At 71.2% G+C, this 12,304-nt stretch carries 11 protein-coding genes; 3 read left to right on the forward strand and 8 right to left on the reverse strand.

Features of this window, described 5'->3' with window-relative positions:
- Positions 1 to 164: 164 nt before the first annotated feature.
- Positions 165 to 1,442: a molybdopterin-dependent oxidoreductase gene (locus tag ACH4YP_RS29060; RefSeq protein WP_398493476.1), complete on the reverse strand. Its 1,278-nt coding sequence runs from the start codon at positions 1,440 to 1,442 to the stop codon at positions 165 to 167.
- Between the two features lie 113 nt (positions 1,443 to 1,555).
- Between ACH4YP_RS29060 and ACH4YP_RS29065 the strand changes: the two genes are divergently transcribed.
- Both ACH4YP_RS29065 and ACH4YP_RS29070 read left to right on the forward strand, forming a co-directional pair.
- On the forward strand, positions 1,556 to 3,037 hold the full coding sequence (locus tag ACH4YP_RS29065) for a hypothetical protein (RefSeq protein WP_398493478.1): 1,482 nt from the start codon (positions 1,556 to 1,558) through the stop codon (positions 3,035 to 3,037).
- Positions 3,038 to 3,224: 187 nt separating this feature from the next.
- Complete coding sequence (locus ACH4YP_RS29070; protein ID WP_398493814.1) at positions 3,225 to 4,475, forward strand: lactonase family protein; 1,251 nt, start codon at positions 3,225 to 3,227, stop codon at positions 4,473 to 4,475.
- Positions 4,476 to 5,182: 707 nt separating this feature from the next.
- Here the strand turns inward: ACH4YP_RS29070 and ACH4YP_RS29075 are convergent.
- Positions 5,183 to 6,052 carry an SDR family NAD(P)-dependent oxidoreductase gene (locus ACH4YP_RS29075; protein WP_398493480.1) on the reverse strand — a complete coding sequence of 290 codons (870 nt, stop codon included), beginning with the start codon at positions 6,050 to 6,052 and terminating at the stop codon, positions 5,183 to 5,185.
- The gene (locus ACH4YP_RS29080; protein ID WP_398493482.1) at positions 6,049 to 6,648 is read right to left on the reverse strand and encodes a TetR/AcrR family transcriptional regulator; all 600 of its coding nucleotides are present in this window, start codon (positions 6,646 to 6,648) and stop codon (positions 6,049 to 6,051) included. Before ACH4YP_RS29080 ends, ACH4YP_RS29075 begins: the two co-directional genes overlap by 4 nt.
- A gap of 667 nt (positions 6,649 to 7,315) precedes the next feature.
- Here ACH4YP_RS29080 and ACH4YP_RS29085 point away from each other — a divergent pair.
- On the forward strand, positions 7,316 to 7,480 hold the full coding sequence (locus ACH4YP_RS29085) for a hypothetical protein (RefSeq protein ID WP_398493484.1): 165 nt from the start codon (positions 7,316 to 7,318) through the stop codon (positions 7,478 to 7,480).
- On the opposite strand, the gene ACH4YP_RS29090 is transcribed toward ACH4YP_RS29085, so the two are convergent.
- From ACH4YP_RS29090 to ACH4YP_RS29110, 5 genes are read right to left on the reverse strand one after another with little or no spacing between them, the layout of a single operon-like run.
- Entirely contained in the window at positions 7,453 to 8,028 is a 576-nt protein-coding gene (locus ACH4YP_RS29090; protein ID WP_361060346.1) for a hypothetical protein, read from the reverse strand. The two genes, ACH4YP_RS29085 and ACH4YP_RS29090, sit on opposite strands and share 28 nt — an antisense overlap.
- Positions 8,025 to 9,419: a hypothetical protein gene (locus tag ACH4YP_RS29095; RefSeq protein WP_361060344.1), complete on the reverse strand. Its 1,395-nt coding sequence runs from the start codon at positions 9,417 to 9,419 to the stop codon at positions 8,025 to 8,027. Before ACH4YP_RS29095 ends, ACH4YP_RS29090 begins: the two co-directional genes overlap by 4 nt.
- The gene (locus ACH4YP_RS29100; protein WP_398493486.1) at positions 9,416 to 10,225 is read right to left on the reverse strand and encodes an ABC transporter ATP-binding protein; all 810 of its coding nucleotides are present in this window, start codon (positions 10,223 to 10,225) and stop codon (positions 9,416 to 9,418) included. Before ACH4YP_RS29100 ends, ACH4YP_RS29095 begins: the two co-directional genes overlap by 4 nt.
- A gap of 32 nt (positions 10,226 to 10,257) precedes the next feature.
- Positions 10,258 to 11,076 carry a zf-HC2 domain-containing protein gene (locus ACH4YP_RS29105; protein WP_398493488.1) on the reverse strand — a complete coding sequence of 273 codons (819 nt, stop codon included), beginning with the start codon at positions 11,074 to 11,076 and terminating at the stop codon, positions 10,258 to 10,260.
- A complete protein-coding gene (locus ACH4YP_RS29110; protein ID WP_361060371.1) occupies positions 11,073 to 11,603 on the reverse strand; it encodes an RNA polymerase sigma factor in 531 nt (176 codons plus the stop codon). Before ACH4YP_RS29110 ends, ACH4YP_RS29105 begins: the two co-directional genes overlap by 4 nt.
- Positions 11,604 to 12,304: the final 701 nt, after the last annotated feature.

A 12,304-nucleotide genomic window follows, 5' to 3' on the forward strand; every position in this document is an offset into this window, starting at 1 on the left:
CAGGAACACCAGGTCGTGCAGCACGGCCGCGCCCACGAACCACAGCGTCACGCCGAGCCGGTCGTCGGACAGCAGACGCACACCCGCGTATCCGGCGAGGGCGAACGAGCTGGCCAGGAGCAGCAGTTGCAGCGGGCTGCCCGGCGGAGGGAACGCTCTGCGCATCACAAATCTCCGAACGTCATCCGGGCCACCCACTTGGTGTTGAGCACACCGGGCGCCGCGGGCACGATGATCCGGGCCGGGTAGCCGTGGTCGGGGGTGAGCGGCTCGCCGTTGACGTCCAGCGCGAGCAGGGAACGCGGGTCGCGCACCTGGTTGGACCGCAGGGCGGCCCTGCGGAAGGCGCCGTGTCGCTGGAGGGACTCCACCATGACGTCGGGAGCCGCGTCCGCGTCGTAACCGACGAGAGCGGCGAGTTCCCGCAGCCGTACGCCCCGCCACCACTGGTCACCGGTCGACCAGCCCTCCACACAGGCGATGGGCAACGCCGAGCTGTACAGCGGCAGTTCGAGCAGTTCGGCGCGGCTCAGCCGGACGGTCCCGGAGGGCCCGGTGAGGACCAGCCGCCACACGTCCTCGCGCGTTTCGGCGGCGCTGATCCCCCGGGACGCGGCCGTCTTGTTGATCTGGAAGCCACCGGGACCGCTGCCCGGATCGGCACCGCCGTGCGGCGCCAGGAGAGCGGTGCGCCGCAGCGGACCGTCGAAGCTCTGGCCGGCGGTGGTCCCGAACAACAGCAGCGAACCACCACCGACGAACCACAGCGCGCCACGCCGGGACACGGTGGGCTCGGCCGGCCGCGGGGAGACCAGCGGGAAGTCCGGCTCCCCGCCCGCCTCCTCCTCAGGGCCCTCCCCCGCCCGCATGCGCCGCAGATTGCGTACGGCGGCGGGGGCCCGGAGCGCCACGTGCACCATGAACGCGGCGATGAACACCCAGGCTCCGTAGAAGTGCAGCGGATAGAAGGAGCCGGGGAAGAGGTAGTCCAGCTGGACGTTGAGCACACCCGTCACGAACTCGAACAGCACACCGCCGACGAGCAACAGCAGGGAGATCCGCTCCAGGGCATGCGCGAGCGACCGGGCCGGCGGCAGCGCGAACAGTTTCGGCACCACCGACCACAGCTTGGCCAGCAGGACGGGGACGAGCGTGATGCCGAGCGTGACATGGACGCCCTGGGTGAGCCGGTACAGCCAGTGCGGATGTGTCGGCCAGGCGAAGAGGTAGAAGCCGAGCAGTCCCTTGTCAGGAGTCTTGTCGTTCACCGGCGAGAGGTCCGGGTTGTACGCGGCGTACGACAGCAGCCCCGTCACGAACAGCGCGGTGATCCCGCCGAGCAGCACGACACCGAGCACCGAGGTGAACCAAGGACCGCGTACGGGACTGCGCCAGAAACCGGGGGACGTGGGCGAGGCGGGCGGGGCGTGCAACCGTGACATGCGCCGACCGTAGGCCGCCGCAACTGCGGAAAGGGGCCTTCGACACATGACGAAACACTGACGTCCGCACGCGCTTCGGCCTCGGCGCGGTCCCCGCGGCCTAGCGTTCCCCCGTGACCCGTGATCTTCTCCGAGACCTGTACGCGACCCTGGCCGCCGCGCTGCTCGTCGTGGCGGCCGCGCTGGTCGGCACCGCGATCGAGCGGGAGCACGGCACCCTGCACGTGGGTTGGCCTCCCCTGTACGCCAATTGGGGGCCCCACGTCGGCCCGGGCACCCCTGCGGCGCTCGTCGTCGCGGTCGGCGTCGTGGCGTACGGCCCCCGAGTGGCCGCCCGGCTGCCGTGGCGCGTGCTGCTGGGCGCCGCCTGGGGCACGGCCATGGCCTGGACGTGGTCACTGGCGCTGATCGACGGCTGGGGGCGCGGGGTCGCGGTCCGGCTCACGACGAAGTACGAGTATCTGCAGGTCATCGACCACTTCCAGGACATCCCAGCGACGCTGCGCGACTTCACAGGACACATCCTGCTCCACTCCCCCGACCACTGGCCCGCGCATGTGGCGGGCCATCCTCCGGCGTCGACGGTCACGTTCGTCCTGCTCGACCGGGCCGGACTCGGTGGCGGAGGCTGGGCCGGGGCCTTCTGCGTCACCGTCGGTGCGTCGGCGTGCGTGGCGGTACTGGTCGCCGTGCGGGCGCTCGCGGACGAGACGCTCGCGCGCCGGGCGGCGCCCTTCCTGGTGCTGGCGCCGGCCGCGGTATGGATGGGGACGTCCGCGGACGGCTACTTCGCGGCGGTCGCCGCCTGGACGATCGCGTGCCTGGCCCTCGCGGTCACCGGACACCGGCCGCGGCTCACCGGTTTCGCCACCGGCCTGCTCTTCGGCCTCACCTGCTATCTCTCGTACGGGCTCACCCTCTTCGCCGTGATCGCGGGAGCCGTCCTGCTGCTCGGCCCGCAACGAATCCGGCCGCTGCCCTACGCCCTCGCCGGAGTAACCGTCGTCCCCGCCCTGTTCACCCTCGCGGGCTTCAACTGGTGGGAGGCGTATCGGCTGCTCGTCGAGCGCTACTACGAAGGAGCCGGCGGTGTCCGGCCCTACGGCTACTGGGTGTGGGCCAACCTCGCCTGCACGGTCCTGGTCGTGGGCCCGGCGACGGTGGCGGGCCTGCGACGCACCGGCGCCGCGCTCTTCCAGCTCCCGGCATGGCTCAGGGGACGTCCGCCCCTCGACGCTCCTCTCCCCGGGCGGACCTCCGAGCGCCACGGCGCTTCCGCACGGGCCGGCTCGGCCCTGCGCCGAAGGCTCCTGCCCTGGGCGGGCACGTCCGGCACGTTCGGTACATCCGGCAGGTCCGGTACATCCGGCACGTCCGCCGAACTGCGCCTCGCCGTGATGGTCGCCGCCGCGTTCGCCGCTCTGCTGATCGCCGACCTGTCCGGGATGAGCAAAGCGGAGACCGAGCGCATCTGGCTGCCGTTCGCCATGTGGCTCCTGGCCTCGTGCGCGTTCCTGACCCGGCCTCGCACCTGGCTCGCGGCGCAGGCCGTACTCGCCCTGCTTCTCAACCACCTGCTGCTGACGGGGTGGTGACCGACGGTGCCACGCCCGGATCGCAGGCCGCCCGGGCCCGCGGCCAGGTCACTCTGCCGCCTGGGCTCTCTTACGAGAGTCTGACGCGGCCACCGTTCCGCATCGGCACACCTCTCCCACTGTCCACTCTGGTGCCGTCCACAGTCGTGGACCGCGCCGCGCAGAAACCGAGGAACGGGACGTGAGCATGCACAGCAGCCGCAAAACCCACCGACGCACGAGCCGGGCCGCCGACGTACACGGCGGTCACCGGGTGAAGTCCAGGACACGGCGCATCATGATCGGCGGCGGGGCCCTGGCCATCGTCGGGGCGGCCACGGTGGCTGTGTCCCTGGCCTCGGCCGGCCAGTACTCCGGGAACGTCGCCGGGGCCGACCACGCGGTCTTCGTCCAGGGCAACGAGCTGGACGGCAACACCATCCATGTGTTCGCGCGGGACGACGAGGGCAGGCTGAGCCCCTCGGGGACCTACGGGACCGGCGGCCAGGGCGGTGACCAGGTCGACGCGCCCACCGACTCGCTCGCCTCCCAGGGCTCCCTCGTCCACGACGACGCCTCGGGCATGCTGCTGGCAGTCAACGCGGGCAGCGGCACGGTGACCTCCTTCCGCGTCGAAGGACAACAGCTCAGGGACCGGCGCGTCGTGGACTCCGGCGGCGAGTTCCCGGCCAGTGTCGCGGTGCACGGCGGAATCGCGTACGTCATGAACGCGGGCGGCGAGGGCAGCGTCCAGGGCTTCAGGATCACCGGCAAGGGGCTCGAACCGCTGAAAGGGTCCCATCGTTCCCTGGGCCTGAGCAACGAGGACATACCGCGCTTCGACACCTCGCCGGGCGAGGTCGAGTTCACCCCGGACGGACGCAATCTGATCGTCACCACCAAGGCCAACAACACCGTCGAGGTCTTCCCCATGAAGCGCGACGGCCTGCCGGCCGTCGCCGAACCGGTCGTCAACAAGTCGGCCGGCGGCGTGCCGTTCGCGATCAGCTTCGACAGGACCGGGAAGCGGATGCTGGTCGCCGAGGCCGAGAAGTCCACCGTCTCCACGTACGCGGTGAGGCGCGACGGCACACTGAAGGTCCTTCAGCGGCCCCTGGCCAACGGCCAGGAGACCCTGTGCTGGCTGGAGCGCGCGGGCAAGTTCTTCTACGGCGGCAACACCGGAAACTCCACCGTCACCGGATACCGCATGGACAGGCGAGGCGAGCTGTCCCTGACCGACGACGTGGGCATCGCCACCCCGCCCTCTGCCGACTCGCAGGGTGTGATCGATCTCGCCGTGACCGGGGACGAGAAGTTCGTCTACGTCCAGAACGCCGTCTCCGGCACCGTCGACGGCTTCCGCGTCGAGACCGACGGCGCCCTCACCAAAGTCACGACGGCCGAAGGTCTGCCCGCCTTCGGCGAGTCAGGCATGGAGGGCATCGCCGCCGTCTGACACGGGGACACACGAGCGTCACGGAGAGCCCTCCGGCCGGGCTGCAGCCGGTTGTGGTGCGGCCGTACCGTCCTGCGACGGTGGGCGACCACCGCTTCGGCGCGGTGCCCGCACCGCGCTCGACACAGCCCGGGCCATGGCTCGCCCGCCGCACTCGTTGAGGGCATCGGGGCCGCAGGAAGCAGGGGCTCGGTCCAGCGCACGTCCTCGTACGCGCCGGCGTCGTGGCCGACGGAGGGCGTGCAGGTGTCGACGTACCCGGCTCCGGCGGCGCCTTCGCCCTGTGCGGGCTCCCAGGCACCAGCCGACGTCGAGTGGCACTGCAGGGGCTCCGCCGGTCGGCAGCCCGCCGGCAAGGAAGGCGCCCCGCACGTCGGCGAATGGCAAGACGAGTGCCCCGAGTTCCGCGCCGGTCGCGATGATCTTTAACTAGGCCGTCTGACCTGTGGTTTCGCGGGTCGCATCGCCCACCTGTCCGCACCCGGTCCGCAGGGCGCCGAGAACGGCGTCCATGACGGAGCGGGTGCGGTCTTTTTGTTTCCAGCCCTGGGAGCTGATGCACCGGTCTCAGATGGCTCGGGATGTCGGTGCTCGGCAGCCGGCCGCCGTAGAAGACGGCCTCTTCGGCGAGGTCGAACCCGGTGGCTGCGACGTGGGCGATGTGATGTGACCGCCCGGGCTCAGCCCGACCACGCCGACGCGGTGGGTCATGCCGTGGCTGCCTTTGGGGAGAGGCGGCGCAGGTTGGCGGTGAGGATGCGGTCGAGTGTGCGGTCGGACAGGATCGGGCCCAGGCGCATGACCAGGGCGGCATCCCGGCCGGCGGTGTAGCGGGTGCGCGGCCTGCGGGTCGTCACGGCCTTCGCGATGACCCGGGCGGCGGCGTCGGCGGTCAGGCCCGATGCGGTGCCCGAGGCCATCAACTTGTTGTTCGCCTGGACCAGGCTGCCGTAGCGCTCATCCTGCTCGGGTGTCATCTTGGCCGCCAGGTCGTTGGCCGTCGCGATCCCGCGGTCGGCGATCTGTGTGCGGACGCCGCCGGGCTCGACCACGACGACCTGTACGCCCAGCGGTGCGACCTCGCGGCGGAGTGAGTCGCTGACTGCTTCCAGGGCGAACTTCGCGCCGGCGTACGCGCCGTATGTGGCCATGGCGTACTTGCCGCCGATCGAGCTGATGTTGACCACGCGGCCCTTGCTGCGGAGCAGCGCGGGCAGGAGCGCCTGGGTGACGGCGATGTGGCCGAACAGGTTGACTTCGAAGACGCGCCGCCACTCGGCCATCGGCAGGGCTTCGACCGGGGCGTTCACCTGGATTCCGGCGTTGTTGACGACTGCGTGCAGTGCGCGCGAGTCGTCGGCGACCCGCGCGGCGAGTGCCTCCACGTGCTCGGACTTGGTGATGTCGAGGATGACCGGCTCGATGCCGGTCGACCGGATGGCGTCGGCGTCGTGGTCGCGTCGCACGCCGGCCAGGACGTGGAATCCCTGCCGGGCCAGTTCGCGGGCGGCTGACGCGCCCATGCCCGTGGAGGCTCCGGTGACTACGACCAGCTTTTGGGTTTCGGTTGACGTCATGATGTGTCCAGTCGTGGGGGTTGGTCGGCTGGGCCGAGGAGAAGAACGATCGCGATCTGAATGTGCCGGGCTCGGTCGGCGGGCGGGACGGTGAGTTGCTTGACGCCGGCCGCGACGGCGAGCAACTGGAAGGCGAGGTCCTCGGCGGAGACACCTGGGATGCGCTCCGGTGCCCCCTCGGCACGGAGAACGTCGGCCACCGCATCGACGACGAAGCGCTCCAGGTCGTGCACGAGCGAATCCCCCAACGTGCTTGCTGCGGCGAGGAGTTCGTTCACCGCCTCGCTGGTCGCTGTGGCGGCGGGTCCATGCAACGCATGGAAGGCGCCCATCAGCCGCTCGTGCGCCGGCAGGTCCGCTCTGGCCAGTTCCTGGGCGACGGCGGCCTGGGTCTGGGCGACCGCGCGCCGCAGGCTGGCGTGGAAGAGCTGCTGCTTGTTCTTGAAGTGCAGGTACAGGCCCTGACGGGAGAGCCCGGCCGCCTCGGCGAGGTCGTCCATGGAGGTCTTGCGCAGACCGAAGCGCAGGAAGACCGGCATCGCGGCGTCCGCGATCTCCTCACTGCGCGACAGCGCCCGCCCGCTCTGGCTCGTCACGCGGGCACCTGCGCTTCCCGCCGCCTGAGGGGCGCGTGGTCCATACCCGTCAGGTCCGCGTTCGCCTCCCCGCGGCCGACGCGCCATTCGCGTCCTGGGCCCGTACGGCCCTGCGCCCTGCGCACGCTGGACCGCGACGGTCGTACGGATGGGTCCGAGTCCGCCCGTGTCGCGATCGGCGTTCGGCCGGCCATGTCCGAGATTCGGCTCCCGGTCCAGGTCTGCGTCGTCATCACACTCCTCACTAGACTCTGGCTCAAACTTGACACATTGAGCCTACATTGTCTACTCAGACAAGTGAGAGCCCGATGGCGACCACGCCACGGTCCACGCGCACGACGGTGCCGAACACTGACTCCCGGACGAACTCACCAGCGGTGGACCCAATCGCCGGCCGGTGGTCGGCTCTACGACAACGCGGCGGTCCGCACGGGGGACGGCCGGCGCCTCAACCGCGTAAAAGATCACCTCGACGTACCAGGAGAACACGCACCCGGCGAGCGCCGCCATGCCCCTGGACAGGCACGCCGGCGCCGAAGGCCGAAGTTCCACGCGCTTCTTGAGATGCGGCACGCGATCCCTCCGAACAGGAGGCGAAGCGCGGCGCGAGGCGCACGGGCCACCGTCCAGGCCAGGCGGGAAGCCACAGTGAGGGGAGGACGACCGGATGCCGCGGATCCGGGCAGCCGGCGTCGAGGAGCACCACGAGACGGTGTGGGCCGACCTCGCCGAGGCGATGTGCCGGCTGCCGCTCGAACGCGACTACGACTCGATCAACACAGGCCGTATCGCGGCCCGGTCCGGTTACCGTCTCGGTCCCGCGACGGCGTAGGCCGCGGTGCCGGCAACCGTGAGGACCAGGGCCGTCCAGGTGCCCGCTGCCGAGCCGGAAGGCAGCAGCAGCCATGTCGCCACCTCCAGCGGCACGCTCGTCGGGGGCGGGGCGAAGAACGAGTACAGGAGCCAGGCGAACGGCAGTGTCCACGCGTGGTGGCCACCGGAGAGCGCCGCGCCCAGAGCGACCAGTCCCATCAGGCCCGCGCTGTCCCGGACGACGAACGCGGTGGTGGCCATGGACGCGCCCATGGCCTGCAGTGTCAGCAGCGCCGCGGCGACGACCGCACCGGCGAGCAGCACGTGCGTCGCTCTGCGGGGCATCCAGCGGATCGCGGCCGTCCGGTCCAGCGCCACGTCCTGCCCGCCGAGCCCGATCGAGAAGGCCATCGCCCCCGTGGCGAGGACGAGCACGGGCAGCCGCGGATCACCGGGCCCCGCGCCCTCGTCCCGGGCGAGTGCCCACACCGCCACCACGCCGATCACCACCGCGGCGAGCGACGCGGGTATCTGACGCGAGCGCGCGTACAGCGTCAGCCATCTCACCGGGACGCACCGCCGGACAGCACCTCGAACGGGTCGCCCTCGCAGGAGAGCGCGGCGGCGCGCATCGCTTCGATCCGAGAGAGCTGCCCGGCCCGTGGAAGCGCCTTGAGTTCCTTCCACACCGGGCGGGTCTCGGCTTCGACCTCTCCGCGCATACTCGCCGGCGTGCCGCCGAGCGTCTTCAGGTCGCCGAGAACCCAGGCCACCGCGACGGTCTGCGCGTATTCGTCTCCCCCGAAGCCGCTCCAGCCGACGGGAGTGCACCCTGGCACCATGCCTTTGGCGATCAGGGCCCGGGTGAGCTCCTCGCCCTTCGCGGCGGCGACGATGTCGTCGTCGAAGTCCAGGAGCACGGTTTTGCGGGACCACTGTGGCGTGGAGCCCCACGGCAGTACGGCGGCGTTCTCCCGGACCGAGACCGGCGCCTGATCACCCAGGGCACCGTGCAGCAGGCGCAGCGCCTCCTTGCCGGGGCCCGCGAGGTCCGCGAGTCGTGCCTGCTGCGTCCTCGTCACGCACACCGGGCCGTCGCACACCATCTCGGCGGCGGCCTCGTCGACGACGTACATCCGTCGCGGGTCGGCGGGGAGGACGAGCAGGGCGATCGCCGCACCCGCCAGGACGGGCGTCAGCGCGGTCAGCCGGGCGCGCGGGGTCGCGGCGACGAGCAGCGCGAAGCCGGTCGTGGCCATGCCGAGCAGCCAGAGCGTCTGCCCGACGTGCACGGAAGCGGACAGCGTGACGAACGCCTCACGCACCTCCTCCACCGTCGGTGACAGCAGCGAGACCCGGTTCGGCTCCGTGCTCGTGAGCCCGTCCCCCGTGTCCGTCTCCGTCCGGCCCAGCGACATGTGCATGAGGGCTGTGAACACGAAGGCGCCCATGGCCAGCGCGGGCGGGGTGAGCGGGAACGGCAGGGCTCTCGCGGCCCCCATGCCCAGCACGGCCCCCGCGACGAGGAAGAGCACTCCCACCAGCGAGATCGGCAGCCACCCGAGGTGCGTGTACTCGGTGTGGGCGATCACCTGGACCCCGCCCACGAGGACGAGGAGCGCGAAGGCCGAGGCCAGCGTGATCGCCGTCGCGCCTGCCAGGGTGGCCGCGCGGTGCCGGGCGGGCCGCGGGGTGCTTGTCAGCAGTTCGGACATCTTCGAGCGGTGGTCGCGCAGTCCCTGCAGCGCCCCGAGCCCGATGGCGAGCGGCCAGAGGTAGAACAGCAGGGAGCGGGTCCACATGGCCAGTGGCGTCCACTGGGCCGTCCACGCCGTGGTGCCGTTCCACCAGGCGCCGCCCAGCACGTACAGGAACGCCAGCGCCGGCGCCAGGACCACGACGCCGGCCCAGGGGGCGACCGAACGCCTCAACTCGATACGCAGGACACGGCCGTTCACCAAGTGCCCCTTCCCTGCTCGGGGTTGAGCAGCAGCGCCGAGTAGCCGCGCTCCAGCGGGCTGTCGCCCACGTGCTCCGGGCCGCCCACCGAGACCAGTTCGTCCGGGGGACCTTGGAAGACCAGTCGCCCCTCGGCGAAGACCAGCACGTCGGTGCAGGCGGCGGCGACGTCCTCCACCAGATGGGTCGAGACGAGAACACAGGTGTCCGTACCCAACTCCTGCAGCAGTTCGCGGAAGCGCAGCCGCTGCGCCGGGTCCAGACCGACCGTCGGCTCGTCCAGGAGCAGGATCGTCGGGTCGTTGACGATGGCCTGGGCGATACCGACCCTGCGCACCATGCCGCCCGACAGGGCCTTCATCCTCTCGTCGGCCCGTTCCGCCAGACCCACCCGCTCCACGGCGCGCTGCACGGCGGCGGGGATGTCCGCCTTGGGCACCTCCTTCAGCCACGCCATGTACTCGACGAACTCGCGCACCGTGAAGCGCTTGTAGTAGCCGAACTCCTGTGGCAGATAGCCGATCCGGCGGCGCACCGCACGGTGCTCCCCCGTACCGCCCACGGACTCGCCGAGCAGCTCCAGGCTGCCCTCGGCGGGGCGCAGCACGGTGGCCAGCGCCCGGATGAGGGTGGTCTTGCCCGCCCCGTTGGGGCCCAGGAGGCCGTGCACGCCGGTGCCCAGCGACAGGTCGAGGCCGTCGACGGCCATCCGTTTCCTGCCGACCCTGACCTTCAGGCCTGTCGCCCGGATCTCCCAGGCGTAGGCCGTCGGTGCGATGTCGGCCGCGCTCACGGCGGACGTCATGTGATGTTCCCTTCCCATGTTCTTTCCGGTGGTCATCGATGAGTTCCCAGCACGGTGTACGCCCCTCTGCGGGCGATCACGACACCGATACCGAGCGCGAGGATCAGCCCCCACGCGGGCAGACCGCCCGTCTGCAGGGCGAAGGCCGTACGGCTGGTGGCCAGGGTCGGCGCCACGACCACGACGGCCCAGACAGTGGCCAGGGCGACGGCGGCGCGGGTCACACCGACGACACCGCCGAGCGCCAGGGTTGTCGAGGTGAAGGCCAGACAGGGCAACAGCCACTGGGCCACCATCACCCCTGTCGCCCAACCGCCCACCAGCAGCAGAGGGACGACCACACCGAGCACGGACGCGGTGCGGCGCAGCACCAGATAGAGCCCGGCCCTGGGCGCGGAGGCCGTCAGTTCGTACGCCGGGTCCAGACCGCGCGACCAGGACGCCGCGACACCGAGCACGGGCAGGACCGGCGCGAGCAGCAGCACCAACGACACCTCGCCCGAGCCCGTGTCGGACAGATCGAGCAGCAGGGCCAGCAGCGTCACGACCACCACCATGGCCAGCCACGGCACCATCGTGGGCGTCATCCACCTCGACAGCGGCGCCGACCAGCGCCGTCGGCGCGGCATCGTGGCAGTGACCGCGAGTTGGGGTTCGAGGCCGGACCACACGGTGTCGACGAGCGACGCCACGGCGGGCACCCCGGCACCGACAGCGGCGGACAACCGGTCACGGCAGACCCGGCACATCTCCAGATGCGCCTCCACGGCCCACACCTCGTCGGCGGAGAGATCCACGCCGCCGCGCGCATACCCCTCGATGATCCGCTTCGACGCGTGTTCGACACTCATGCCAGCGTCCTCCGCATCTCGATACGGGCCCGGCGGGCACGGGTCTTGACCGTGCCCTCGGGCAGCCCGAGCAGGACCGCGGTCTCCCGGACGGACAACCCGTCGAGGACCATCGCCTGCAGTACCTGTCTCAACTCCGGCGCGAGGCACCGCAGCGCGTCCCCGACATCGCCACCGACGGTCTCCGCGAGCGCCAACTCCTCGGCGGCGGGCGCCACGTCGGGCGGAGCGGCGGCCGGCGGCGGCTCCGCGTGGTGAGCCCTGCGCCGGAACGCGTCGACGAGGCGGCGTGCCGCTATCGTCCACAGCCAACCGACGGCCGTCCCCCCGACCGCGGCCCCGGCGAACGCACCCGCCGCGCGCCACACCGCCAAGTAGGTCTCCTGCATGACCTCCGCGACGATCTGCTCGTCCACACACCGGCGGCGCAGCCGTACCGCCATCCACGGCGACGTACGCCGGTACAGCTCCTCGAACGCGGCACGGTCGCGTTTTGCCACCAGCCGGACGAGACGCTCCTCGTCCATCTCGTGCAGCGCTGCCTTGATTGGTCTCACACCCGGTAGACGCCCGAGCCGGGCCGCGGGTTTTCCCTCCGGTGTGATCCCCGCCACACGCGGGAAGCCCCCTGGGCTCCGCTTGATCAAGCATCGCCTTCAGGACCGTCCGGCCCGGTCCGGACCACGCTCCCGGATCATCTGCCGCGGGCCCGTACGGGCCAGGACCCGCTCACACTCGTAGGCGTGACCGGCGAATGGCCGGAGCTGGGCGCGGCACGGTGATCGTGGCGGGCGACGCCGTCGCGGCCGGTCCCGCGACACTCCGGCGTCCGCCCGTCCGCGGCCCCTCCCAGGCGGATACCTCGTCGTCCGCAGCACCTTCTTCGGTCTCGGCGACCACAACGCGGGCCTCGGATTCCGCGTGAACGGCTGACTCCGAGCTGCGCGATGAGCCCGTACTCGCAGTCCCCGATGTCGCCGTCCTGTCCAACACCCGGTGTCGCCGTATCGGCATATGATCGCCCCTCAACTGACCGTTAGCGGTAACACCTGGCAAAGTACGGGGCGTTGAGCGGCTCCCCTGCCGCGGGAGCCGACTGGCGGCACCTGCCGAATCGGCCCCGCAGCAGGGGAAAGGAACCCACGGTGTCCGACGAAGGACGGCTGATAGCCGGCCGCTACCGCATCCTCGACCGGGTCGGCGGGGGCGGCATGACCACCGTCTGGCG

Source organism: Streptomyces sp. NPDC020747 (assembly GCF_044334695.1).
In the GTDB taxonomy this organism is placed as follows: Bacteria; Actinomycetota; Actinomycetes; order Streptomycetales; family Streptomycetaceae; genus Streptomyces.